Origin of the sequence: Methylophilus sp., assembly GCF_035460085.1 — a bacterium.
Taxonomy (GTDB): Bacteria; Pseudomonadota; Gammaproteobacteria; order Burkholderiales; family Methylophilaceae; genus Methylophilus.
Map to the genome: position 1 here is coordinate 1 of NZ_DATHWZ010000051.1, position 24,522 is coordinate 24,522.

Annotated in this window: 22 protein-coding genes; 15 read left to right on the forward strand and 7 right to left on the reverse strand. The window is 50.5% G+C overall.

The window, feature by feature from the left end; translation table 11 throughout:
• Both VK958_RS07760 and VK958_RS07765 read left to right on the forward strand, forming a co-directional pair.
• The coding region (locus VK958_RS07760) for an ExeA family protein (protein ID WP_325240430.1) at positions 1 to 723 on the forward strand (723 nt) is incomplete at its 5' end.
• Between the two features lie 20 nt (positions 724 to 743).
• Complete coding sequence (locus VK958_RS07765) at positions 744 to 2,015, forward strand: tetratricopeptide repeat protein (protein WP_325240432.1); 1,272 nt, start codon at positions 744 to 746, stop codon at positions 2,013 to 2,015.
• Between the two features lie 41 nt (positions 2,016 to 2,056).
• Here VK958_RS07765 and VK958_RS07770 read toward each other — a convergent pair whose 3' ends face one another.
• The gene (locus tag VK958_RS07770; RefSeq protein WP_325240434.1) at positions 2,057 to 2,806 is read right to left on the reverse strand and encodes a ComF family protein; all 750 of its coding nucleotides are present in this window, start codon (positions 2,804 to 2,806) and stop codon (positions 2,057 to 2,059) included.
• A 102-nt stretch (positions 2,807 to 2,908) separates the two neighbouring features.
• Between VK958_RS07770 and bioB the strand changes: the two genes are divergently transcribed.
• The 6 genes from bioB to VK958_RS07800 all read left to right on the forward strand — a co-directional run bounded on the left by bioB (position 2,909) and on the right by VK958_RS07800 (position 8,672).
• A complete protein-coding gene (gene bioB / locus VK958_RS07775) occupies positions 2,909 to 3,943 on the forward strand; it encodes a biotin synthase BioB (protein ID WP_325240436.1) in 1,035 nt (344 codons plus the stop codon).
• Between the two features lie 168 nt (positions 3,944 to 4,111).
• A complete protein-coding gene (gene bioF / locus VK958_RS07780; protein WP_325240467.1) occupies positions 4,112 to 5,287 on the forward strand; it encodes an 8-amino-7-oxononanoate synthase in 1,176 nt (391 codons plus the stop codon).
• Positions 5,284 to 6,078, forward strand: a complete 795-nt coding sequence (bioH, locus tag VK958_RS07785) for a pimeloyl-ACP methyl ester esterase BioH (RefSeq protein WP_325240438.1) — start codon at positions 5,284 to 5,286, stop codon at positions 6,076 to 6,078. Before bioF ends, bioH begins: the two co-directional genes overlap by 4 nt.
• Complete coding sequence (gene bioC / locus VK958_RS07790) at positions 6,079 to 6,951, forward strand: malonyl-ACP O-methyltransferase BioC (protein WP_325240440.1); 873 nt, start codon at positions 6,079 to 6,081, stop codon at positions 6,949 to 6,951.
• Positions 6,952 to 6,954: 3 nt separating this feature from the next.
• Positions 6,955 to 7,605 carry a dethiobiotin synthase gene (gene bioD / locus VK958_RS07795; RefSeq protein WP_325240442.1) on the forward strand — a complete coding sequence of 217 codons (651 nt, stop codon included), beginning with the start codon at positions 6,955 to 6,957 and terminating at the stop codon, positions 7,603 to 7,605.
• Positions 7,605 to 8,672: a rhomboid family intramembrane serine protease gene (locus VK958_RS07800; RefSeq protein ID WP_325240444.1), complete on the forward strand. Its 1,068-nt coding sequence runs from the start codon at positions 7,605 to 7,607 to the stop codon at positions 8,670 to 8,672. Before bioD ends, VK958_RS07800 begins: the two co-directional genes overlap by 1 nt.
• Positions 8,673 to 8,727: 55 nt before the next feature.
• On the opposite strand, the gene rfaP is transcribed toward VK958_RS07800, so the two are convergent.
• Complete coding sequence (gene rfaP / locus VK958_RS07805; RefSeq protein ID WP_325240446.1) at positions 8,728 to 10,701, reverse strand: lipopolysaccharide core heptose(I) kinase RfaP; 1,974 nt, start codon at positions 10,699 to 10,701, stop codon at positions 8,728 to 8,730.
• A gap of 29 nt (positions 10,702 to 10,730) precedes the next feature.
• On the opposite strand from rfaP, the gene waaC reads away from it, so the two are divergent.
• The 5 genes from waaC to VK958_RS07830 all read left to right on the forward strand — a co-directional run bounded on the left by waaC (position 10,731) and on the right by VK958_RS07830 (position 16,937).
• Entirely contained in the window at positions 10,731 to 11,726 is a 996-nt protein-coding gene (waaC, locus tag VK958_RS07810; RefSeq protein WP_325240448.1) for a lipopolysaccharide heptosyltransferase I, read from the forward strand.
• 134 nt (positions 11,727 to 11,860) lie between these two features.
• Positions 11,861 to 12,391 (forward strand): nucleotide exchange factor GrpE, encoded by a 531-nt coding sequence (grpE, locus tag VK958_RS07815; protein WP_325240450.1) that lies wholly within the window; start codon positions 11,861 to 11,863, stop codon positions 12,389 to 12,391.
• Positions 12,392 to 12,515: 124 nt separating this feature from the next.
• Positions 12,516 to 14,438 carry a molecular chaperone DnaK gene (gene dnaK, locus VK958_RS07820; RefSeq protein WP_325240452.1) on the forward strand — a complete coding sequence of 641 codons (1,923 nt, stop codon included), beginning with the start codon at positions 12,516 to 12,518 and terminating at the stop codon, positions 14,436 to 14,438.
• 112 nt (positions 14,439 to 14,550) lie between these two features.
• A complete protein-coding gene (dnaJ, locus tag VK958_RS07825) occupies positions 14,551 to 15,684 on the forward strand; it encodes a molecular chaperone DnaJ (RefSeq protein WP_325240453.1) in 1,134 nt (377 codons plus the stop codon).
• Between the two features lie 470 nt (positions 15,685 to 16,154).
• Positions 16,155 to 16,937, forward strand: coding sequence for a ParA family protein (locus tag VK958_RS07830; protein WP_325240454.1), 783 nt, complete (start codon positions 16,155 to 16,157; stop codon positions 16,935 to 16,937).
• Positions 16,938 to 16,945: 8 nt separating this feature from the next.
• On the opposite strand, the gene corA is transcribed toward VK958_RS07830, so the two are convergent.
• Positions 16,946 to 18,037 carry a magnesium/cobalt transporter CorA gene (corA, locus tag VK958_RS07835; RefSeq protein WP_325240456.1) on the reverse strand — a complete coding sequence of 364 codons (1,092 nt, stop codon included), beginning with the start codon at positions 18,035 to 18,037 and terminating at the stop codon, positions 16,946 to 16,948.
• A gap of 140 nt (positions 18,038 to 18,177) precedes the next feature.
• Here corA and aroC point away from each other — a divergent pair, with 140 nt between their 5' ends.
• On the forward strand, positions 18,178 to 19,269 hold the full coding sequence (gene aroC, locus VK958_RS07840) for a chorismate synthase (RefSeq protein WP_325240458.1): 1,092 nt from the start codon (positions 18,178 to 18,180) through the stop codon (positions 19,267 to 19,269).
• Positions 19,270 to 19,356: 87 nt separating this feature from the next.
• A complete protein-coding gene (locus tag VK958_RS07845) occupies positions 19,357 to 20,529 on the forward strand; it encodes an MFS transporter (RefSeq protein WP_325240460.1) in 1,173 nt (390 codons plus the stop codon).
• 55 nt (positions 20,530 to 20,584) lie between these two features.
• Here the strand turns inward: VK958_RS07845 and folE2 are convergent, their stop codons facing one another.
• Genes folE2 through xseB form a run of 4 tightly spaced genes read right to left on the reverse strand, consistent with a single transcriptional unit; the run spans position 20,585 to position 24,448 of the window.
• Positions 20,585 to 21,391 carry a GTP cyclohydrolase FolE2 gene (gene folE2 / locus VK958_RS07850; RefSeq protein WP_325240461.1) on the reverse strand — a complete coding sequence of 269 codons (807 nt, stop codon included), beginning with the start codon at positions 21,389 to 21,391 and terminating at the stop codon, positions 20,585 to 20,587.
• Between the two features lie 49 nt (positions 21,392 to 21,440).
• On the reverse strand, positions 21,441 to 23,285 hold the full coding sequence (dxs, locus tag VK958_RS07855) for a 1-deoxy-D-xylulose-5-phosphate synthase (protein WP_325240462.1): 1,845 nt from the start codon (positions 23,283 to 23,285) through the stop codon (positions 21,441 to 21,443).
• A gap of 2 nt (positions 23,286 to 23,287) precedes the next feature.
• Complete coding sequence (locus tag VK958_RS07860; protein ID WP_325240464.1) at positions 23,288 to 24,178, reverse strand: polyprenyl synthetase family protein; 891 nt, start codon at positions 24,176 to 24,178, stop codon at positions 23,288 to 23,290.
• A gap of 24 nt (positions 24,179 to 24,202) precedes the next feature.
• Positions 24,203 to 24,448, reverse strand: coding sequence for an exodeoxyribonuclease VII small subunit (xseB, locus tag VK958_RS07865; RefSeq protein ID WP_229007930.1), 246 nt, complete (start codon positions 24,446 to 24,448; stop codon positions 24,203 to 24,205).
• Positions 24,449 to 24,522: the final 74 nt, after the last annotated feature.

Here is a 24,522-nt window from a genome sequence, read left to right on the forward strand (position 1 = left end):
ACGCTGTTGTGCCGCCGCCTGCTCAAAGCACTCGAACCCACCTGCAAAGTGGCGTTTATCCCTAACCCGTATCTTGATCCGCATGCCTTGTTGATGACATTGGCCACCGAGTTCGGCGTGGCTTTCAAACCGGATTTTACCCATCATGACATGATAGATGCGCTGCATCGCAAACTGCTTACCTTTGCTGAAGAAGGCACTCATGTGATTGTCTGCCTGGATGAAGTGCAAGCCATGCCTCTGGAAACCCTGGAGGCTTTGCGCCTGCTAAGTAATCTGGAAACCGAAAAAAGTAAATTGATACAGGTCGTCATTTTTGGCCAGCCTGAACTCGAAGAGCGCATCAATCATCCATCGATCCGACAGTTACGCCAGCGCATCAGTTTTGAATATCAGCTAAAGGGCCTGCAATGGTCAGAACTCGGGTTTTACCTGAATCACCGCATGCACGTAGCCGGATATCAAGGCGGCATGGTGTTCACGCCGGCGAGTATGCGCTTACTGTATCGCTATGCTAATGGCATTCCCCGGTTGCTGAATATTCTCGCACACAAATCTCTGCTGTCCGCATTCGGCAGAGGTCAACAAGGGGTATTAGCCGAAGATGTGAAAGCCGCGATCCTGGATACACAGGCTAGCGTGAAGGCCCAACACCGTTGGTGGAGCCACGGTTTTAAATGGTGGCTGGCTTTACATACGGCCTTGGCCGGTGTTGGCCGGTAACAAGGTATTGGGGACAAGCAGTGAGTTTAATTAATCAGGTGTTGAAAGATGTTGAAGCGCGTCAGGGCGGGACCACGAGCGATGGCTGGGCCGGGCAACAAGTCAAGCCGGTGTTGACACATCAAACCTCTACTTCCGGTTTATGGGCCAAACGCCTGATTTGGCTATTGGTGATTGCAGGTTTAGTCGCTTGGATAATATTCAACCGGGCCGAGTTGGCAGCAGTTTACCGGTCAACTTTAACCAGTACTCAATGGGGCAACGAGAAAACATCTGCAGCTGACATTGCACCAGCCAAGCTTTCAGTCACGCCAGTGCCTGCAAAAACTTCCGTTGTAGAAACAACAAAACCGCCACTGGGTGCGAGCAATCCAGTCGTGGATGCGCATCCGCAATTAACCAAATCTCTGTTTAGCGAATGGCAAGCCGAGCTTGCTGAGTCTGTGACCAAGCCGGCCATTCGTCAAAAAGTGACGCCTGCGCCATTGTCTACGCAAGCAGTTGCGTCTAAGCAAGCTTCAGCCAAAGCTGAAGCACCACAAGTGGAAGGCGAATTTTCCATCAAACCTGCAGAAAGTAATTCTTCAGGAACGGTCGTTTCCGTAGTTGAACCACCACTGGAATCCGGCAATGCTGGTAAAAACAAAGCCAGTGCCGAATCAGCTACAGAATCCAATGGCACGGTGAACAAGCATGTGCGGCCGGAGCAGGAAGTGAATTTGCTCATTCAAAAAGCAGTTGATCACGAGCAGAAAGGGCGCTTAAGCGAAGCGCTGACGACGTTACGTCAGGCACTGGTGACTTACCCGCAATCTGAAGATGCAAGGCAGTTACTGGTTGCCTACCTGTTTGAAACCAAACAGGAGGCTGAAGCTGTTGCCGTATTACAGGCAGGTATCAAGCGTAATCCGGAGCAAGTCGGGTTATCCAAATCCCTGGCTAAATGGCAGTTGTCACACAATCAGCCTGAGGCGGTATTACTGACTTTAAAACCATTTGCCAATGTATTGGCGCGTGATGCAGAAAGCCAATGGATGCAGGCGATTGCTTGTCAGCAGCTTGGCCAGCATCAGGCAGCTTTGCCTTACTTTGAGCGGGCGATTATTTTGCGACCGGGTCAGGCGCAGTGGGTGGTGGCATATGCTATTTCGTTACAGGCAAGCGGGAAAAATGCACAAGCCTTGCAACAATTACAGTCAACGCAAGCCATGCCGATAAGTGAGCGCTTAGCCGAATTTGTTAACCAACGCATTCGTCAGCTCGGGGGTTCAGTGCCAGCACGTGATGAGTAAGTTTCTAGCGCGGTAAGTTATTCCTGACCTGAAATAGCGTTTCACTCTTCTGTATTTTTTAATGTCCGCGCAAATACCAGCGCCGACACTTGTCCTGCCCCCGCTTGTTTAAGTACTTTTGCCAGCGCATGCATGCTGGCACCTGTGGTCATGACGTCATCAACAACCAGCACATGTTTTCCCTCCCAGTGTTTTTGTGAAGCAAATGCGCCACGTAAATTGCGGATCCTGGTTTTCATATCCATACCGGCCTGTGACGGAGTGTCCAACACACGTGTGCAACCTTCAATATCCAGCGGAATCTTCAATGCCTGTTGTAAGTGCTTCGCCAGTTCCAAGGCATGATTAAAGCCGCGCTGGCGCACCCTCTGTGTATGCATGGGCATGGCAATCATCACGTCCGGCAGATTTGCGGCTAACAATGGCGGCAAATGAGGCAGCATAGCCTCCGCCATTAGTTTGCCTATGGGTAATTGCTGATGGTACTTAAATTGTTGCAACAAGCGGTCTAGCGGAAAAGCATAGCGGAAAGGTGCAAGCGTCTGGTCAAATGCCGGTGGATGCTGCAGGCAGATACCACAATAATCGCCATTCAAGGTAGGCAGCGCGCATTGCGGGCAGCGCGATGCGGTATACCAGGGTAATGCGGCAGCGCAATCATGGCAAAATGGTGCACGACCATTTTTGGTTTCTGACGAACGTGTATGTTGATATCTCTGGGCAGGCGCTGCACACATAGGGCAAGGCTGGCTGTGTTTTAACCAGTCTTCCAGCCATGGTAAAAAACGCATATGATTAATATTTAAGCTGTTGTAAAATTTTTTCACGGTTAAGGGTAAACAACCTATAATTCAGCCCAATTAAAATCATCTTAAATACTGTCTGCGATTACTATGGAACAACAAACATCTTCTGACGCTTGTCACAGCGAACTGCAAACTTCCATCATTAATATCGATGGCCTGAAAGCCGCCAGCACTTGCGATCATGTAACTGTCGAACGCTGGTCGGTCGATGACATCATGGCATTGTTTGAACTGCCGTTCAATGACTTGCTGCATCAGGCACAACTCGTGCACAGAGCGCACCATGAGCCTAATGCCGTGCAGGTGAGTACCTTGCTCTCGATTAAAACCGGTGGCTGTTCCGAGGATTGCGGATATTGCCCGCAAGCGGCACGTTACCACACTGAGGTAGAGAATGAACCTCTGATGAAGCTGGATGACGTACTGGCGGCGGCACAAGCGGCTAAAGACAGTGGCGCCAGCCGTTTCTGCATGGGCGCTGCCTGGCGCGGTCCTAAACAGCGTGACCTCGACCCGGTGTTGAAAATGATTGCTGAAGTGAAGGCAATGGGCCTGGAAACCTGTGCTACTTTGGGCATGCTGAAAGATGGTCAGGCAGAGCAACTGAAAGAAGCCGGTTTGGATTATTACAACCATAATCTGGATACTGCGCCGGAATATTATGGTGATGTGATCAGCACGCGCACTTACCAGGACCGTCTGGATACTTTGGATCGCGTGCGCAGTGTGGATATCAACGTCTGCTGTGGCGGCATTATCGGCATGGGCGAGAGCCGTGCACAGCGTGCCGGTTTGCTGGCGCAGTTGGCAAATATGGAGCAACCTCCTGAAAGCGTGCCGATTAACTTGTTAACACAGGTTGAAGGGACGCCTATGCATGGTACCGAAGCGCTGGACCCACTGGAATTCGTGCGCACGATTGCAGCTGCGCGCGTGACGATGCCAAATAGCTTTGTACGCTTGTCTGCTGGTCGTCAAAGTATGGGCGATGCTGTGCAGGCATTGTGTTTCCTGGCTGGCGCCAACAGTATTTTCTACGGTGAAAAATTGCTCACAACCGGCAACCCGGAAGCGGATGCTGACAATGCGCTGTTTGCCAAATTAGGCCTTAAGAAGATCTAAGTATGGGTTTACGGGATAAGTGTCTGCGCGAGCGAATTGCGTCATTGCGCGGGATATTTAATCAAAGCCTCGTCACCTCGCTGTATGCCGCATATTATCTCGGTTTCTGCGTTCCGTGCCCGCGCTTCATTTCGCTCAACTACTTATTCCGTGAATCCCTATCTTAATATGCTGGATTTTTTACAAGCTGATCTCGAAAAGCGAAAAACCTTGGGCCTGACGCGTCAGCGTCGTTTGCTGGATTCGCCGCAAGCCGAGCATATCACTGCCAATGGTCAGCGATTTCTCTCATTTTGTAGTAACGATTACCTTGGCCTGGCAAACGATGCTGCGCTGGTGACAGCCTTGCAACAAGCGGCTGCAGAGGCGGGTGTAGGAAGTGGTGCCTCTAATCTGATTACCGGGCATCACCGTTATCACGATCAACTCGAGCATGCGTTGGCGACATTAGTGGGCAAACCGGCGGCGTTATTATTCTCCACCGGCTACATGGCAAATATCGGCGTGATCAGTGCCCTGATGGGACGCGACGACGCAGTGTTTTCGGACAAGCTTAACCATGCCTGCCTGAATGATGGCGCTTTTTTGTCACGCGCCAATCACCACCGCTTTCCGCACAACGATGTCGCCGCTTTGGAAAAGCTGCTGCAAGCCAGTACTGCCCGCCACAAATTGATTACTGCAGATGCCGTATTCAGCATGGATGGCGATATTGCACCGCTGGCGGCTTATCTTGAGCTTTGTGAGCGTTACGATGCTTATCTCTATGTAGATGATGCGCATGGTTTTGGTGTGTTGGGCCCGCAAGGACGTGGCACATTGAAACATCTGGGCCTGGAATCGCCACGTTTAATCATGATGGGTACGCTGGGCAAAGCCGCCGGAGTTGCCGGCGCGTTTGTCGCAGGTGAGCAGGTGGTGATTGATTACCTGATCCAGTATGCCAACAGCTATATTTACACCACCCCAGCACCACCGCCATTATCGGCAGCTTTATTAGCTTCAGTGCATGAAATTGAACATGGCGATGCGCGCAGGCAACAATTGTTTGCCATGATCAATTTGCTGAAAAGTGAGTTATCACTTACCCGCTGGCGTTTATTGCCATCAGAAACTGCGATACAGCCATTAATTGTCGGTGATAATTTCGAGGCCCTGGCGCTGAGCCAATATCTGCAAACGCGCGGCATTCTGGTCCCTGCCATTCGTCCGCCTACCGTACCGGTGAACAGCTCGCGCTTACGTATTTCGCTTTCTGCCACGCATGGCGAACAAGATGTGCGTGCCTTGATTGATGCATTACATGAGGCCGAGCGCATCATTCCGGCCAGGGAACAGGCATGAGTTGTTTCATTGAAATGATGGGCCAAGGCAAGCCGCTGGTGCTGCTGCATGGCTGGGGCATGAATAGTGCCGTCTGGGAGCGCATCACTAAACGCCTGTCCGCCAACTACCGCTTGTTCCTGGTAGATCTGCCAGGCATGGGCCAAAGCCGCCCGATTACTCCCTATCATTTGCATAGCCTGGCTGAAACCATCGCCGAGGAAATTCCTGGTGTCTCAAGCATTCTAGGCTGGTCACTAGGTGGCTTAGTTGCGCAGCGCATTGCTTTAAACCAGCCGGACCGGGTTGAGAGGCTTATTCTGGTGGGGAACAACCCTTGTTTTGTCAGCAAGCCGGATTGGCCGCACGGGATTGAGGCCCGGCATTTCCAGCAATTCAATGAGCGCTTTGAAAAAGACTTTCAAACCACCTTGCTCAATTTCCTGACGTTGCAATGCATGCATGCTAAAGACGCCCGTAGCACCGTGCGTCAGTTACGTATCGCTTTCGCTGCCAAGCCAACGCCGACACAGGAAAGCCTGAATCTGGCGCTGGATATCCTGTTACAAACGGATATACGTGAAGAAATCAGCCGCCTGTATCATCTAACCCTGATTATCCACGGTGATCGTGACACGCTAGCGCCGGTGAGTGCAGCACACTGGTTGGCGATGCATCTGCAACGCGCAAAATTACGTGTGATTGCCGGGGCAGCGCATGCGCCGTTTCTCTCGCATGCCGATGCTTTCTGCGAAGCGGTCGAGACTTTTATGGCCGAAGACTCCGCGGTGCGCGCTGTCGCGGAGACTTGAATGCAGGATGAATATTCAATAGACAAGTCGCGCATGCGGCAGGCGTTCCATCGTGCGGCAAAACATTATGATGCCGCAGCCATTTTGCAGCGACAGGTGCGGGAAGAAATGCTCAGCCGGCTAGATGTGGTCAAGTTGCAACCTCAAGTCATCCTCGACGCCGGATGTGGCACCGGGCATGGTTTATACGCCTTACTCAAACAATATAAAGCCGCAAAAGGTATCGCGCTGGATATCGCTGAGGGCATGCTGGCGCGCACGCGTGCACTATTCCCCCGATATCGATTCTGGCAATCACAACCCCGATTTATCTGTGCGGATATTGAAAACATTCCTTTAGCCCCTGGCAGCGTCGATATGGTGTGGTCCAACCTCGCCATGCAATGGTGTAATGACCTGGATGCTGCTCTGCAGGAGTTTCGTCGGGTGTTACGACCGAATGGCTTGCTGATGTTCGCGACATTGGGGCCGGATACCTTGAAAGAATTGCGGGCAGCTTCAGGTGCCGATCATACGCATGTCAGCCGTTTTATCGATATGCATGATATCGGCGATGCCATGACCCGCGCCGGTTTCAATGCGCCGGTGCTGGACGTGATGCATTACACCTTGACTTACGATACCGTTGAGTCGGTGATGCGCGACCTTAAGGCGATTGGCGCACACAATGCCACCGCCGGGCGACCTAAAGGGTTGACCGGAAAAGGTTTTTTGCAGAAGTTGCGCCAGGGTTATGAAAGTTTTCGCCAGCAGGGAAAGCTACCAGCGACCTATGAAGTTGTGTTTGTGCACGCCTGGACAGGTAGCCAGCCATATACCGAACCAGGCAGCAGCCCGATAAAACTGATGCCTCGCAAAGGCTCAGCGGAATAGGCAATGACAATCAATTCGTTACCGCGCCATTTTTTCGTCACCGGGACTGATACCGGCGTCGGAAAAACGACAGTGACGGTGCGCTTGATGCAGCACTTTGCAGCGCAAGGATTGAAAGTGGTGGGGATGAAACCTGTCGCATCCGGCTGCGAGTGGGTCGATGGCCGCTGGCAAAACGATGACGTCATGCAACTCACCGCCGCCTCGAATGTGCAGGCGCCACCTGAACTGGTCAATCCCTACTGTTTCCAGCCGGCAATAGCCCCGCACCTTGCGGCCGCACAGGCAGGTGTAGAAATTCAACTGGATGTCATTAAAGCTGCCTATACTGCGCTGACCGGGTTGGCAGATGTGGTCATTGTAGAAGGCGCGGGCGGTTTGCTGGTGCCGCTCAATGAAACGCAAACCATGGGTGATCTGCTGCGAATGCTCGAATTGCCCGCACTGTTGGTAGTCGGCATGCGCCTCGGGTGTATTAATCACGCGTTGCTGACTAGACAGGTTTTGCAGCAACAACAGCTTTCTTTTTGCGGCTGGGTTGCCAACCAGGTTGACCCTGAAATGCGTATGCAGCCAGAAAACCTGCAGACACTGGTCGCCTGGTTACAGCAGCCGCCTGTTTTGCACTTGCCTTATCTAGGACAAAAAGCCTGATGGTAAAACAGTCAGAAATGGGCCATTCTCCCCTGAGCCAGATTGGCATGCACGTTCCGGTGCCACCAGTCACCAAGGTATTGATTGCGCTCAACCTGCTGGTGTTTGTGATCATGCTATGGGGTGGTGCCGGTTTCTGGCATTCGCCCAACAATGTGCAATTGACCTGGGGCGCCAACTTTGCGCCAGCTACCGCCGATGGACAATGGTGGCGATTGGGGTCTGCCATGTTCCTGCATTTTGGCGCATTGCATTTAGGCATGAATATGCTGGCCTTGTGGGATGGAGGCAAGCTGGTTGAACGTATGTTTGGCCCGGCGCGTTTTTTAGGTATTTATATCGTCAGCGGTATTGCTGGTAATCTGTTATCGCTTGTGATCCAGGGCAATGAGGCAGTCTCTGGTGGCGCTTCGGGTGCCATTTTTGGTATCTACGGCGCGCTGCTGGTGTATGTCTGGTATGCCAGGCAACACATGCAACAGGTCGAATTCCGCTGGCTGTTCTGGGGCGCACTGGCATTTTCTGCGCTTACTATCATCATGGGATTTATTATCCCTGGCATCGATAACTCAGCGCATATCGGCGGCTTTTTGACCGGGATTGTTAGCGCAATATTATTGCTGCCGGCCAGCGAAACGCATCACCTGTATCTGCAAAAATGGCGGTTATTCAGTGGTTTAAGTTGGTTATTAGCGATCGCGATTTTACTGACGCATTTGCCGGAACCTAAATATCGCTGGCATGAAGAACTGGCCATCCGCAAACAGGTACAAAAATTCAATCTCACAGACCAGCAAGCCAACCGAAAGTGGAACAAGCTCATGCTCGAAGGGCGGGAGGGCAGTATCAGCTTTGATGAGTTAGCGACCAAGATTGATGAGGAAGTCGCTAATTCTTATGAGGAAAGTTTTGAAAGACTTTCAGCATTGCCTGATGACCCCAATTTGCCATCCGCCGCCCTGTTGGAACAAGCCAAAGCCTATGCGTTAAAGCGAAGTGAAGATAGCAAAGCGGCAGCGGATAAATTGCGCAATATCCCATTTATGCCTGGACGTACTGCCGAATAAACAATCCAGTAATTTTCACTGCGTGCGCTAAGTGTATCCTTGGCGCATAGCCGAGCTATAAATCGGTTGCTTCGCGCTGTTGCTTGTATTTAGTTTGCTGCTTTGGACTATGGAATTTCGCATGCAGACGATCACCGCGTTCAAATGCTTTTGCCCAGAAGTCGTCACTTTGTGGCAGGTAATGTGCCTTAAATACTTGCCAGTCTTCGCGCGTAAACCCGAAATCCATACAAGAGAAAATCAGCCCGGCAATATCTTTGCGTACTTCTGTGCCATGTGGAGAAACACCATGCAGCACGCGGTGCAGATCCAGTAAGTAAAACGCTGTGTCAGCAGACAGTGTGGCGTTTTTTTGCAAAGCGATATGGCATAGATAAAAGTCACGGTGACACAAGCCTGCGCCATGGAATTTTTTCGCCAGTTTGGCCACTGCGATCAACATCGCCTGGCGGGTTTCTGCTGCGGCAGGTTGCGATTGCCAGCTTTTGCAAATGTCTTCCAGCGAATGAATGTCACCTAAATCTTCGGTCAGCAAAAATGAGCGCTGGCTGGCCGCACAATGACCTTGTATACCATAAGCTGCGATGGGTGTCGTTGCGATGCCGAGATTCTCCAGCGCCTGAATCGCGCGAACTTCAGTCATCGCGCCAATAATAGGGCGCTTGAAAGTGAGCCAGTTCTTGGCAATTTCGCGCCAGCCGGTGGCCTCATGTTGCTTGATAAAGTAGGAATGCCCGTCAATATTGATACGCATGGTTTTGCGATTGGCTGCAGCGCGCACGGTATAACCCTGCAACGCCATAAAGTCTTCAAACGAATATCGCTGTAATGCCTGCGCGTGTTTAGGAGACAGCCAAAGCTGTGTCCTGCGACTGCGTGATGCTGGTCTAAGTGATTGTTCGGACAATGAGTTTCCTGAAGCTAACTGTGTGAGTATCTGAGCTTCTGCCTTTCCTGGGTTATTGTGCATTAATTCTGCTGAATAAGTGAGTCCCGCCTGGCTAAATCGTTCCCGTTCTGAGGATAACGCCTTGGCCAGTGCCTTATTGAGTGCTTCCTGATCGAATGGACTCGGGAGGGCTAACCCTGCACCGGCTTTTGAAATGTGCGGTGCATAGCCACATACCTCTGTTGTGAGGACAGGCAAACCGCTCGCCATCGCTTCCAGCAAAACGTGGCCTGCCAATTCTCGCCTGGCCGGATGCACCAGCCAGTCGCAAGCTTGCATTAATTGCGGAATATCATCGCGTCCGCCAAGCACTTGTACTTGGTTGGTTAAACCTTGCGCCGCTATGTGTTTTTGCAGCCAGCGGGGATTATCCTGGCCGATGATCAGCATGCGTACTGTACTCTTTAAGTGTTCAGGCAAGGCAGCAATCGCACTCACTGCACGATCTGCGCCTTTGGTTTTAAAGCCGGAACCCACCAGTAGCAATGCATTATGCTCAGGCAAGATGCTGAATGTGTCTGCCAGCCATTGCTTTCTTTGTGCCCGATCAAAATCGGGAAAGCGCTGCGGATCCAGGATAGGCGGGATCAGGTGGAAGCGTTCATTAGGGGTATTGTACCAATGCTGGAAAGTCGATTGCTCTTGCGGCGTGAGCGTCAGGATATGCGTTTTGCTGGCAGGCGAAAAGATGGATGCTTCTGCCTGCTGGAACCAGCGGTAGCGGCTGGTCAGTCTATACCACCACGGCCGCTCTTCATGCGCTTTAGCAATAAAGCAGGAGTCTGCAGCAAAATAGACGTCTATCGGCTGCATGCGGTTAAAACCTACCACCAGGTCAAAAGGTTCTGCCTGCACAGCCTGTTGCATCGCGCTGATCAGGCTGGCATGTTTAGTATGGTTACGCCAGCCGTTGCTGGCACATAATTTCACCTGAATATTTGCTGGCTGCGGCCCTTGCCATTCACCAGTGAAAATCGTTACCTGATGACCTAGCGCAACACAGTCTTTTGCGATACGCAGCATGTCACGCTGTACGCCGCCATAGGGGAAATATTTGAATATCAGAAAAGCAAACTTCATGGCCGAGATTGTATGCGAAAATAGCGCCCATGAAACGGATTCTGATTGTCAAAACCACTTCCATGGGCGATGTGATCCATGCTTTGCCAGCCGTGCAAGACATATTGCAGCATTTTCCGGATGCGCAGATTGACTGGCTGGTAGAAGAAAGTTTTGCCGATATTCCCCGTTTGCATCCACACGTTCAGCAGGTGTTTACCGTTGCCATGCGGCGTTGGCGAAAGCAATTGCTAAGCTGCGAAACCTGGCGGGAAGTGAGAGCCGTTAAACGCGCAATCGCCACCCACACTTATGATGCCGTGATTGATGTGCAAGGCCTGGTTAAAAGTGCCTGGATGACGCGTTGGGCGTATGGGCCGCGTTATGGCTATGATGCGCAGTCTATCCGCGAGCCATTGGCAAGCCGTTTTTACCAGCATCAATATGCTATCTCTTATCAACAACATGCTGTGACGCGTATCCGTACATTAGTGGCGTTGAGTTTAGGATATGCAGTGCCGCAGGATTTGCCGGATTATGGGTTGCCAGGTGGGAAGTCACTAGCTACCGATTTGCCTGAAGCATTGAAATTGCCAAACGGCTTTTGGATCGCTTTGCATGCAACTAGCCGCGACAGTAAATTATGGCCTGAAGCCTATTGGATAGCACTGGGGCAGCACTATGCTGCACTCGGTTTGGTAATGTGTTTACCATGGGCTTCAGTTGAAGAGAAAGCACGCGCAGAGCGTATCGCTTCGCAAGTGACTCAAGCACAAGTGACGCCAGCGATCGTATTGCCTAAACTAAGTTTGCAGCAATTAGCGCAGGTCATTCCGCTGGCAAAATTTGCGGTGGGCGTTGACACCGGATTGTCACATTTGGCTGCGGCACTGGATATTCCTGTAGTCGCTTTATATACGGATACTGACCCAGGCTTAACCGGAGTCGCAGGTGGGCGTAGAGCAGCGGCGATCAATTTAGGCGGCAAGCAGCAGATACCGGATATTCCTGCGGTTTTGGCAGCAATCAAGCGCGTTACAGCTTGATCATTGTTATTGCCACGCAATCGTTGCCATTCGATTTTCAGATAAATCGATTACTTACCCTTGAAATCAGTAGGGGCATCCCCATGTTTGTGAAATCGTGAAACGAAAAGTCTTGAATTCTATAGGGGATCATCATGCAAGAACCACAAACATCCGTAGAGTCAGCGCCGAACGAGCAAGCTGTCAACGAGGTAAATCCACAACAAACAGATAGTCATGAAGCACGTATTGTCGAACTCGAAGCTGCACTTGAAGAAGCCAAAGCGCAAGTACTATATGTAAAAGCCGAAGGTGAAAACGTCCGCCGCCGTGCGTTGGATGATATTGATAAAGCACGCAAGTTTGCACTGGAGAAATTCAGTAATGAATTGCTGGCGGTAAAAGACAGTCTGGATGCGGCGTTAGTCGTAGAAAATGCAGATGTCAGTAGTTATAAAAATGGTGTGGAATTAACCGCCAAGCAATTGCTGGGTGTGTTTGAAAAATTCAATATTGCAGAAATCAATCCATTGGGCGAGAAGTTTGACCCGAACAAGCATCAGGCGATCAGCATGGTGCCGGCTGAAGGGGAGCCTAATACGGTATTAAGCGTACTGCAAAAAGGCTATGCGTTGAATGAGCGTGTATTGCGCCCGGCGCTGGTCACTGTGATCCAGGCAAAATAATCCAACAGCCACATTACACCACATTGCAAGTAGGGACTTGAAATCTGTTCAGGCATCCCAATTATCGAAACATGAGGTTTTGATTAACAATGAATGTGATTCATAAAATTAAAGGAAACGAAGAATGGGTAAAATAATTGGTATTGACTTGGGGACCACCAACTCATGTGTAGCCGTGATGGAAGGCGGCAAACCACGTGTGATTGAAAACGCTGAAGGTGCGCGTACAACGCCATCCATTATTGCCTATCAGGAAGATGGCGAAATTCTGGTCGGAGCACCAGCGAAGCGTCAGGCAGTGACTAACCCGAAAAATACATTGTTCGCGGTAAAGCGTTTGATTGGCCGTCGTTTTGACGAAAAAGAAGTGCAAAAAGACATTGATCTGATGCCTTACACCATCAGCAAAGCTGACAACGGCGATGCCTGGGTTGAAGTGCGCGGCAATAAACAGGCGCCTCCACAGATTTCTGCTGAAGTTTTGCGCAAAATGAAGAAAACCGCCGAAGACTACCTGGGCGAAGAAGTGACTGAAGCAGTGATTACTGTGCCAGCTTACTTTAATGACAGCCAACGCCAGGCAACTAAAGATGCGGGCCGTATTGCTGGTTTGGATGTGAAACGTATCATCAACGAACCAACCGCTGCTGCTTTGGCATTTGGTTTGGATAAGCAAGAAGGCGACCGCAAGATTGCAGTGTATGACCTGGGTGGTGGTACTTTCGACGTTTCAATCATCGAAATTACTGAAATCGATGGCGAGCACCAGTTTGAAGTATTGTCTACCAACGGTGACACATTCTTGGGTGGTGAAGACTTTGATAACCGCATCATCGACTTCTTGGCTGATGAGTTCAAGAAAGAAAATGGCCTGGACTTGCGCAACGACTTGCTGGCCAAACAGCGTTTGAAAGAAGCTGCTGAAAAAGCAAAGATCGAGTTGTCCGGTGCACAACAGACTGAAGTGAACCTGCCTTACATTACGGCAGATGCGACTGGTCCTAAGCACTTGGTAGTGAAAATCACCCGTGCCAAGCTGGAATCACTGGTGGAAGAGCTGATCGAACGCACGATTGCGCCTTGTAAAACTGCATTGAAGGATGCGGGTGTGTCTCCTTCTGATATTTCTGACGTGATCCTGGTCGGTGGTCAGAGCCGCATGCCAAAAGTGCAAGAACAAGTAAAAGAGATTTTTGGTAAAGAGCCACGTAAAGATGTGAACCCGGATGAAGCGGTCGCTGTAGGCGCTGCGATTCAGGGTGGCGTGTTGAAAGGCGACGTTAAAGACGTATTGCTGTTAGATGTGTCTCCATTGTCTCTGGGTATTGAGACATTGGGTAGCGTGATGACCAAGCTGATCAAGAAAAACACCACGATTCCTACCAAGGCTTCACAAGTGTTTTCAACCGCGGAAGACAACCAGAATGCAGTGACCATTCACGTGTTACAGGGTGAGCGTGAAATGGCGTCCGGTAACAAGAGCCTGGGTCAGTTTAACCTGAGCGATATTCCACCGTCACCACGTGGTATGCCGCAAATTGAAGTGACGTTTGATATCGATGCCAACGGTATTCTGCATGTGTCTGCCAAAGACAAAGCGACCGGCAAAGAGAACAAGATCACGATCAAGGCCAACTCAGGTTTGTCTGAAGAAGAAATTCAGCGCATGGAAGAAGATGCGGCTAAATATGCTGATGAAGACAAAAAACTCCGTGAACTGGTGGATGCCCGTAACCAGGCTGACAGCGTATTGCACAGCGTGAAAAAATCTCTGGCTGAGCATGGCAACAAGATTGAGGCAGATGAAAAAGCCAAGATTGAAGACGCGATTAAAGAGCTGGAAGCGGTAGCCAAGGATGGTGATGATAAAGAAGTCATCGAAGCCAAAACCAATGCCTTGATGGAAGCTTCACAAAAACTGGGTGAGAAAGTCTATGCTGAGCAACAGGCACAGGCAAATACCGAAGGCAGCGCGCAACCACAAGATGAAAAAACGGTGGAAGGCGATGTGGTTGATGCCGAGTTTGAAGAAGTGAAAAAAGACTAACGCGATAGGGCGAGTGGTAACACTTGCCCTTCTTTATGATACCGGCAAACACACTTCGCATACTGCGAGTGTGTTTGTTCACATGGTGCAAGCGCATTAAAACGGAATAACTATGGCAGCCGCAAAAAAAGATTACTATGAAGTATTGTGCGTGAACCGCGATGCTGGTGATGAGGAGATTAAAAAATCCTTCAAAAAACTGGCAATGAAGTTTCACCCTGATCGCAACCCTGATAACCCAAAAGCTGAAGAAAGCTTCAAGGAAGCCAAAGAGGCTTATGAAGTATTAAGCGACGAGCAAAAGCGAGCCGCTTATGACCAATATGGTCATGCAGGGGTAGACGCCAGCATGGGTGGTGGGGGCTTCAGCGGATTTAACTCAGGTAATTTCAGTGATGCTTTTGGCGACATTTTCGGCGACATTTTCGGTGGCGCTGGCGGCCGTAACCAGCGCTCGAATGTCTATCGAGGTGCCGATCTGCGTTACAACCTGGAAATTTCACTGGAGGATGCAGCCAAAGGCACGGAGACTAAAATCCGTATTCCTGTGCAGGCTAATTGTGAAACCTGCCATGGTTCAGGTGCGCGTCCCGGTACTTCACCAGTGACTTGCACCACCTGTAACGGTCACGGCCAGGTGCGTATGCAGCAGGGTTTCTTTTCTGTACAACAAACCTGTCCGAAATGTCATGGCAGCGGCAAAATGGTAAAAGAGCCATGCCCAACCTGTCATGGTGGTGGTCGCGTCAAACAGAACAAAACGCTGAATGTCAAAATCCCTGCGGGTGTAGACGAAGGTGACCGTATCCGTTTAAGCGGCGAAGGTGAGGCTGGTGTCAATGGCGGCCCGACCGGTGATCTGTACGTAGTCGTTCACTTAAAAGAGCATGCGATCTTCCAGCGTGAGGGCGCAAACTTGCATTGTGAAATGCCTATCAGTTTTAGTACTGCTGCTTTGGGCGGGGAAATCGAAGTCCCTACACTGGATGGCGCTGCCAAAATGAAAATCCCGTCTGAAACCCAGACTGGCAGTGTGTTCCGTTTGCGTGGTAAAGGCATTAAGCCATTGCGCTCAAGTGAGCATGGTGATTTGATGGTGCATGTGGTGGTGGAAACACCAGTGCGCCTGACTGAAAAGCAGAAGGAACTGTTGCGCGAATTTGAAAGCAGTACCCAGGCGGATGCCGGCAAACACAGTCCGAAAAATAAAAGCTGGGTAGATAAAGCCCGGGACTTTTTTAGCTAGGCTTTTCTAGTCATTAATTTACAAGCGGGAAGCTGACATGGTTACTTGTCAGCTTCCCGTTTTGAGTCTTTGGCATCATGGAGTTAAAGTCGATTGATTGTATTGGTTACAATTCAATAACAATTAAATTTTGCTTTTTACAATTCAGTTACAGCTCGGTCAAATAATTGCAATAACTCTCTCCTAAACTAGACTCATCTTTAAACGAAACACAAAACGTTTTGTTTGATGGCTAGCTTGGTTGATTTGTCAACGACTAGCATTGATTTCCTCCTGATCCAAACCCCCTTTTAACCCGCCTTTGCGGGTTTCTTTTTGTCTGCTACTTTCGCAACATCAACACACGTAGGCACTAGCCTTGCGTCAATTAATGATCATTAGCGAGTAGTGTATGACCGCAACATCGTTTATGATGATTAGCAATTACATTACAGGATTTGATTCAAAAACTTATCCTGCACATATCCAGTATGTTCAAAATCGCTATCTTTAATTCTAAAGCAGATGTGGGTGCCACCACCACTACGCTCAATTTGGCTGCTGCCTGGCAACGCCAGCATAAACCCGTTTTGCTAATAGATATCGATCCGCGGGCGCGCCTGACTGAGACTTACAAACATATTGGCCTCGATATGCAAAAGCATTTGTTCAGGTTTTATCAATCAGAGACGCCTCTGGCAGCGTTGATCCAGCCGCTGCGTAACGGGTTGCCGCTGATTACTGCCAATAAAGAACTGATGAACCTGGATTCACAGTTTGGCCGTGGGCCTGCAACTTTGAAAAGGTTGGCTGACGGCCTGGCTAAATTGCAGCCAACGCATGCAGAATATGCAGTTTTGATGGATTGTTTCTCTGGAATCGGCGTGATATCCCTGAGTGCCGTTTTCGCCAGTGATTTGGTATTGGTGCCGGTGTCAGCAGATTATTTATCCATCCATTCAGCCGTTAAAGTCGATAAGGCACTGAATGCGCTGGAACCGGTATTAAAGCGGCGAGTCCAGCGGCGTTACCTGCTGACACGCGCAGATAAGCGTAAGGAAATGACTGCCGAAGTTGAGCAGGAAATGCGTCGCCTGTTTGGCAGCGAAGTCCTGCTTACGCAGATTGCAGAACATGCAGCCTTGGCAGAATGCGCTCGCATGGGACAACACGTGTTCGAGTATGAGCCCGCCAGTGCCGGGGCGCGTGATTACATGACGCTGTATTTTGAGCTGCAAGATGTCATCAAGAAACTGACACTCAAGACACTTTAGTCATAAGCCTAACGATGGCGACTGCCCAGCCATTGTCGCCGCCAGAACATCAGCAACATCACTGATGCAATGCCAAGCATGATAAGGATTGCCCACCAGAAACCATACGGATCATGCGTCCATGGCATCTCTTCGAAATTCATACCAAAAATACCGGCGATTAATGTGGCTGGCATAAACAGCATGGCCACTACCGTCAATGCGCGTACTTCCAGGTTCACGCGCTGGCTGATGCTGGTCATATAAATATCCATCAGGCCACTCAGTGTGTCACGAATCGCTTCAAGAGACTCTGTGAAATGGGCGGTGTGGTCGTACAAGTCACGCAAGTACGGCAAGGTTTGCGGACTAAAAAAACCATGCTCGTTGCGGATCAGGCTGTTCAGCACTTCACGCAACGGCCATACCGCCCGCCGCAACTCGATAGTGACGTGTTTGAGACGATGTATATTCTGCAAATCTTCCGGGCTGGGCTGATCCAGTAAATGCGTTTCTAGCAGCTCGGCATCCTCGTTGATCGCTTCCAGTACCTGGAAATAGCGTTCCATCAAGCTATCCAGCAATGCATAACAGAGGTAGTCCGCGCCACTTTGACGCAACAATACCTGGCCTTGGCGTAACCGCTCACGCACGGGTTCAAAACTGCCGGATGGCCGCTCCTGAAAGCTAAGTAACCACTCACGTCCCAACGCCATACTGATTTGTTCGGAGCTGACACTCATGGATTCCGCATCGTAATAAAACAAACGTGTTTCCAGGAAAAGGTATTCCGGGTAAGTATCCAGCTTGGGACGTTGCTCGGTATTTAAGATGTCATCTAATACCAGTGGGTGCAATTTGAAGCGACGCGCAACCGCTTGTAGCAATGCGATATCCAGCACGCCATGTACATTGATCCATGAGGTATGTTCTGCCGGGGCCTGCCACTCCACGATATCGTGCATGGTCAGTTGCCTGGATTCTATATCATTGGCGTTGTAGCTGATGCTATGGATACAGGCAGGCGTTGCTTCAGTTTCCGTGGCAGTTTCAAGTGTTAATCCCGGGCTGGAAGTGCCAAGCAGGCGATGCTTGCGGTGAGAGTGTTTACGTTTGGCCATAAGTTTACGAATTAACAATGCGGGTTCAGCATAAGCGTTCATTATGCGGAAATCAAGCTAAAGGTAAGCGGCAAAGCCAACAGGCAGGCTGTAGGCCAGTCTATGATAAAATAAGTGAATCTATTCAATGAAAGAATCGCATGTCTGGCAACACCATTGGTACGCTGTTCACCTTGACTTCGTTTGGCGAGTCGCACGGCCCGGCCATCGGCGGGGTAGTTGACGGGTGCCCGCCAGGGTTGGAGTTGTCAGCAGCGGATTTGCAGGTTGATCTGGACAGGCGCAAACCGGGTACTTCCCGCCATGTCACCCAGCGTAGTGAGGCGGATGAAGTCGAGATATTGTCTGGTGTGTTTGAAGGCAAGACCACTGGTGCACCTATCGGTCTGTTGATTCGTAATACCGATCAGCGCTCGCAAGACTATAGCAAGATCATGAACACATTCCGGCCTGGTCATGCAGATTACACCTATACACAAAAATATGGCATTCGGGATTATCGTGGCGGTGGCCGTTCCAGTGCCCGTGAAACAGCAGTGCGCGTAGCCGCTGGTGCCATTGCCAAAAAATGGCTGCAACAAAAGTTTGGTCTGCAGATTAGGGGTTATTTGAGCCAGCTGGGTGAAATTGAAGTGCCGTTTGTCAGCTGGGATGCGATCTCACAGGAAGGCAATCCGTTCTTCTCACCGAATATACAAATCCTGCCGCAACTGGAAGCCTATATGGACCAGATACGCAGTGAGCGTGATTCTGTCGGCGCGCAAATCACCGTCGTTGCCGAGCATATGCCAATCGGCTTGGGTGAGCCGATTTTTGATCGCCTGGATGCAGATATTGCACATGCAATGATGAGCATTAATGCGGTTAAGGGCGTGGAAATCGGTGCCGGGTTTAAATCGATCGCCCAGCGTGGGAGCGAACATTCTGATGAACTGACGCCACAAGGCTTTGCTTCAAATCATGCCGGAGGCATATTGGGCGGCATTTCCAGCGGCCAGGATATTGTGGTGAATGTGGCATTCAAACCCACTTCCAGTATCCCGCAGGAGCGCCGGTCCATTAATCACAATGGTGAACCGGTGATGATGCAAACAACCGGCCGCCATGACCCCTGTGTGGGTATCCGGGCAACACCGATTGTAGAAGCCATGCTGGCGCTGGTGCTGATGGATCATGCTTTGCGTCATCGTGGGCAGAATGCCGATGTGCGATCTACTGTGCCTACGTTGTAGCGCGATAAAGATGACCCAAGCTTCAATGCTCTAATCGACTGACGGCTGCCAAGCTGATCACCGCCATTCTTTGAACGCGAGTATTTCATGAGTCACGCTTTACACTTTAATCTCTCGCGTTTTTATTTTATCTATTACTTCTTTGTCGGCGCATTTGTCCCTTATTGGGGCTTATACCTCAGCTCAGAATCCTTTTCTCCGGCTGATATAGGCATACTCATGTCCTTGTTCCAGGTCAGCCGAATCATCGCACCTAATTTGTGGGGCTGGCTGGCTGACCACACCGGGCAAAGAGTCCGCTGGATCCGAACTACTGCTTTCTTGGGTTTATTTGGTTTCGCCGCGATTTTCTGGGCACATGATTTTATGACCATGTTTGTGGTCATGGCAGCCTTAAGTATGTTTACAAGCTCTACATTGCCATTATCTGAGTCTCTCTTATTGGCACATCTGGTTAGTACCAACGGTCATTACAGCAAAATCCGCTTATGGGGCTCCTGGGGCTTTATCGTGGCGTCTATATTGCTAGGTTATTTAACCGACTGGTTCGGCATTAAAAGCCTGCTGTGGTTTATCCTGATTGTGCAGTGCGTACTGTTCGGATTAACCTGGAAACTCCCTGAAGCGCATGTTCCTCCTCATGCCAATGACCAGTTTTCTGTCTGGAAAATACTCAAGCAGCCTGCGGTGATTTCACTATTGGTAGGCTGCGCCATGATGGTGACTGCCCATGGTCTGATGTATAACTTTTACTCGATCTACCTGGCTGAGCATGGCTACAGCAAAGGCATGATAGGCTGGTTATGGGCATTGGGCGTGATTTGCGAGATCGGTATTTTTATCAAAATGCCATGGATCATGCGCCGCTTCAAACTAAAAACGATTCTGGTCGCCAGCTTGCTGATTGGCGTGGTTCGTTTTTCCATGATGGGCCTGGTGCCAGATCATTTGGGATTATTGCTGCTGGCGCAAACCATGCATGCGTTCACCTTTGGCAGCTTTCACGCGGCAGCGGTTGAAGTAGTCACGCAATATTTTAATGGCCGACATCAGGCCAAAGGACAAGCCATCTATAACAGCGTTGCTTATGGCATTGGCGGTGCGCTGGGTGGCTTGCTAGGCGGGTTTTCGCTTCAGTATCTAGGCGGACAGCTCACTTTTACCTTGGCGGCTTTATTTCCTTTGCTAGGTGCAGCGATCGTTTTGTTTGGGCTGCATTTATCCCAACCCTATGCCCGTAGCGGGATGTTCAGCCACTAGCGAGATGCCGATGTGAAAACAGCCCGCATGCGGGCTGTTTTTTGCTAGCAAGAGCTTAGCTAGTACGTTTATCGCGCTCAATCAAAGCATACGCGCTGTGGTTATGAATACTCTCAAAGTTCTCTGATTCCACCACATACTTCACAATGCGTTTTTCTACATTCAATTGGGCTGCCACATCACGCACCATATCTTCTACGAATTTAGGGTTATCATAAGCACGCTCGGTGACGAATTTTTCATCCGGGCGCTTGAGCAAACCGTATAACTGGCAAGAAGCCTGATCTTCAACCAGGGTAATCAAATCTTCCAGCCACATAAACTCATTCAGCAATGCGGTCACGGTCACATGCGAACGCTGGTTGTGCGCGCCATAGTTTGAGATCTGCTTGCTGCATGGACATAAACTGGTCACCGGCACCATGACCTGGACCGTGATTTCGAACTGGCCATTCTTGATCTCGCCGATAAAGGTGACTTCGTAATCCAGCAAACTCTTTACGCCAGACACAGGTGCCGCCTTATTAATAAAGTACGGGAAACGCATTTCTACATAGCCAGATTCCGCTTCCAGGCGCTCTACCATTTGACGCAATATGCTTTCAAATGAATCAATCGAAATAGCACTCTCGTTCATGTTGAGTATCTCAACAAAGCGCGACATGTGCGTGCCTTTGAAATTGTGCGGTAAATGCACATACATATCAAACACCGCCACGGTATGCTGCTCACCGCCGGTTTTATCTTTGACAATCACCGGGTGACGGATAGACTTGATACCGACTTTGTTAATGTCCAGCCGGCGTACGTCAGGGGTGTTTTGTACGTCTTCAATCACTGCAGGAATTACGGGTTGATTCATCAGGGTTCCAAAGCGGGAGTGCCCGCGATTTGATAAATGGTTGAATATACTACTCAGCTATTAATTTCTCAATAGCCGAGCAAATACCGGATTTGTCTAGACCACAATCGGCCAGCATAGTTTCATGAGAGCCATGTTCGATAAAACGGTCGGGTAGACCTAAACATAATACGGGCTTCACAATTTGGTGTGCTTGCATGCATTCCATCACTGCAGCACCAGCGCCACCCATGATCGCATTCTCTTCTATAGTCACTATATAGTCATGCGTGCGTGATATTTCAAGTACCTTCGCCGTATCAAGTGGTTTGATGAAACGCATATTCACCACGGTAGCATCCAGTGACTCTGCCGCTTGCAACGCCGGGTGCAGCATACTGCCAAAAGCCAGGATGGCAACTTTTTTACCCTGGCGCACCAGTGCTGCCTTACCGATTTCTAGCGAATCAAGTGTGGCTGCAGTGGCGGCACCTATACCGCTGCCGCGTGGATAACGTACGGCGGCCGGACCTTTGTATTGATAGCCGGTGCTCAGCATCTGGCGGCATTCCTGTTCATCACTGGGTGCCATAATGACCATATTGGGAATGCAGCGCAAAAAGCTCAGGTCGAAGCTGCCTGCATGCGTAGGGCCATCGGCACCGACCAGTCCGGCGCGGTCAATCGCCAGCAGCACATCCAGGTCTTGCAGCGCAATATCGTGGATCAACTGATCGTAAGCGCGTTGCAGGAAGGTAGAATAAATGGCAACCACCGGCTTCAGTCCATCACACGCCATCCCGGCAGCAAAGGTCAGCGCATGCTGTTCGGCAATGCCGACATCAAAGTAGCGTTGCGGATAAGTTTCAGCAAAACGGTTCAAGCCCGAGCCGTCACACATGGCCGGTGTGATACCGACCAACCGGCTATCAGCTGCCGCCATGTCCACCAGCCAGTCGCCAAAAATCTGGGTATAAGTAGGGCATTCACTCACAGTGAGGCAATGGCCGTTTTGTGGATCGAATTTACTGACGCCGTGATATTTGTTCGGATTGTCTTCGGCCGGGGTATAGCCTTTGCCTTTTTGCGTGACTACATGCAGGAATTGCGGTCCTTGTAACTGGCGGATATTGCTCAAGGTATCCACCAGCGTGGCAATGTCATGGCCATCGATCGGGCCAATGTAATTAAACCCGAATTCTTCAAACAAGGTGCCGGGGGTGACCATACCTTTGGCATGCTCTTCGGCGCGACGCGCAAACTCTTTTACCGGCGGAATGATATCCAGCACTTTTTTCCCGCTACGGCGCACGCTGTCATACAGTTTGCCGGACATCAGCCGCGCCAGGTAATTGTTCAGTGCGCCGACATTGTTGGAAATACTCATGTCGTTGTCATTCAGGATCACCAGCATATTCGTGTCCATATCACCGGCATTGTTCAGCGCCTCAAATGCCATGCCTGCCGTCATCGCGCCATCACCGATAATCGCCACGCTGCGGCGATCAGAGCCAAGTGTTTTGGCCGCAACCGCCATACCGAGGGCGGCCGAAATCGAGGTGCTTGAATGGCCGGTGCCAAAAGTATCGTATGCACTTTCGTCACGTTTGGGAAAGCCTGCAATACCCCCAGCCTTGCGCAATTGCGCCATGGCCTCGCGGCGGCCGGTTAAGATCTTGTGCGGGTAAGTTTGATGCCCTACGTCCCACACCAGGCGGTCATCAGGGGTGTTGTAAACGTAATGCAGTGCGATCGTCAGTTCGACCACGCCCAGATTAGACGCCAGGTGACCACCTGTTTGAGAGACGCTGAGGATCAGGAATGCGCGTAATTCTGCTGCCAGGGCTTTCAGTTGTGACCGGTCCAGCATGCGCAGGTCGCCTGGAGAGTCAATGCGGGACAATAGGGAAGTCATGATCAGAATGGACGCTCACAAATAAAACGGGCAATCCCGCGGAGTGGATCTGCCTGGTTATCGAACCCGGCCAGTAGCTGCAAGGTTTGTTCGTACAATCGCTTTACCAATGTATTTGCCTCATCAATGCCTAACAGGCTCACATAGGTGGATTTTTCCTGTAGGGCATCCTTGCCAGCAGTTTTGCCGAGCGTCTGGGTGTCGGCAGTGGCATCGAGAATGTCATCGACCACCTGGAATGCCAGTCCCATGTTTTCACTGTAGTGGGTAAGCAAATGAAGATCAGCCTCAGAGGTGTCCTCTGCTGCATAGGCACCTAGCAATGTTGCTGCGCGGATAAGTGCGCCAGTTTTATACTGATGCATGGTTTCCAACGCATGGCGAGTTAACAGTTGCCCTGTGCTCTGCAAGTCAATGCTTTGCCCGCCACACATGCCGCGTGAACCAGTGGCTAGCGCCAGTACCTGCACTTGTTTCAAAGCTTGTGGGGCATTCGTCTCCGCAATCGATTGAAATGCCAGGGATTGCAGCGCATCACCGACCAAAAGGGCAGTGGCATCGCCATATTGTTTATGGCAACTGGGTTTGCCGCGACGCAAATCGTCATCATCCATACATGGCATATCGTCGTGCACCAGCGAAAACGCATGAATCAACTCTACAGCCACTGCGGCCGCATCCGCCGAACTGGCTGGTGCTCCGACGAGTTCGGCAGAGGCGTAACTGAGCAATGCCCGCACGCGTTTCCCCCCTCCTAGCACTGCGTAACGCATGGCGGCATGCAAGATTGCCGGCGGGATGTCTGCTAGAGGTAATGTGCGGTCCAGCGCCTGTTCGACCCGTTGCTGGTGAACGGTTGCCCAAGGCTCAAATGTAAATGATGAAATGCGCATGACGATAAGTGAAGGTTATTTCAATCACTCAATGTCGAAAGGGGTTAATTGCTGCTGCTGATTCAAAATCAAAACGGTTTGTTCAGCTTGCAGTAGCGATGCCTGGCAGCCTTGCAGTAGTTGCATGCCATCCGCATATGCAGTGAGGGCATCTTCGAGTGGCAACTCACCAGACTCCATGTTCCGGACGATAGTCTCCAGCGCGGTTATGCGCTGTGCAAAAGTTTGCGTATCACTGGCCGCAACGGGAGATTTTTTTGGGACGCTCATTGAAGGTTAACCTGTTAAAACGCCTGACATTTTAACAAAACTCATTCGGCTTGCGGGATTATTCTCGGACGACT

Excerpts from the sequence above, each read along its gene's own strand:
- VK958_RS07770 (WP_325240434.1), bottom strand. The coding sequence starts at position 2,806 with ATGCGTTTTTTACCATGGCTGGAAGACTGGTTAAAACACAGCCAGCCT.
- bioB (WP_325240436.1), top strand. The coding sequence starts at position 2,909 with ATGGAACAACAAACATCTTCTGACGCTTGTCACAGCGAACTGCAAACT.
- bioF (WP_325240467.1), top strand. The coding sequence starts at position 4,112 with ATGCTGGATTTTTTACAAGCTGATCTCGAAAAGCGAAAAACCTTGGGC.
- bioH (WP_325240438.1), top strand. The coding sequence starts at position 5,284 with ATGAGTTGTTTCATTGAAATGATGGGCCAAGGCAAGCCGCTGGTGCTG.
- bioC (WP_325240440.1), top strand. The coding sequence starts at position 6,079 with ATGCAGGATGAATATTCAATAGACAAGTCGCGCATGCGGCAGGCGTTC.
- bioD (WP_325240442.1), top strand. The coding sequence starts at position 6,955 with ATGACAATCAATTCGTTACCGCGCCATTTTTTCGTCACCGGGACTGAT.
- VK958_RS07800 (WP_325240444.1), top strand. The coding sequence starts at position 7,605 with ATGGTAAAACAGTCAGAAATGGGCCATTCTCCCCTGAGCCAGATTGGC.
- rfaP (WP_325240446.1), bottom strand. The coding sequence starts at position 10,701 with ATGAAGTTTGCTTTTCTGATATTCAAATATTTCCCCTATGGCGGCGTA.
- waaC (WP_325240448.1), top strand. The coding sequence starts at position 10,731 with ATGAAACGGATTCTGATTGTCAAAACCACTTCCATGGGCGATGTGATC.
- grpE (WP_325240450.1), top strand. The coding sequence starts at position 11,861 with ATGCAAGAACCACAAACATCCGTAGAGTCAGCGCCGAACGAGCAAGCT.
- dnaK (WP_325240452.1), top strand. The coding sequence starts at position 12,516 with ATGGGTAAAATAATTGGTATTGACTTGGGGACCACCAACTCATGTGTA.
- dnaJ (WP_325240453.1), top strand. The coding sequence starts at position 14,551 with ATGGCAGCCGCAAAAAAAGATTACTATGAAGTATTGTGCGTGAACCGC.
- VK958_RS07830 (WP_325240454.1), top strand. The coding sequence starts at position 16,155 with ATGTTCAAAATCGCTATCTTTAATTCTAAAGCAGATGTGGGTGCCACC.
- corA (WP_325240456.1), bottom strand. The coding sequence starts at position 18,037 with ATGGCCAAACGTAAACACTCTCACCGCAAGCATCGCCTGCTTGGCACT.
- aroC (WP_325240458.1), top strand. The coding sequence starts at position 18,178 with ATGTCTGGCAACACCATTGGTACGCTGTTCACCTTGACTTCGTTTGGC.
- VK958_RS07845 (WP_325240460.1), top strand. The coding sequence starts at position 19,357 with ATGAGTCACGCTTTACACTTTAATCTCTCGCGTTTTTATTTTATCTAT.
- folE2 (WP_325240461.1), bottom strand. The coding sequence starts at position 21,391 with ATGAATCAACCCGTAATTCCTGCAGTGATTGAAGACGTACAAAACACC.
- dxs (WP_325240462.1), bottom strand. The coding sequence starts at position 23,285 with ATGACTTCCCTATTGTCCCGCATTGACTCTCCAGGCGACCTGCGCATG.
- VK958_RS07860 (WP_325240464.1), bottom strand. The coding sequence starts at position 24,178 with ATGCGCATTTCATCATTTACATTTGAGCCTTGGGCAACCGTTCACCAG.
- xseB (WP_229007930.1), bottom strand. The coding sequence starts at position 24,448 with ATGAGCGTCCCAAAAAAATCTCCCGTTGCGGCCAGTGATACGCAAACT.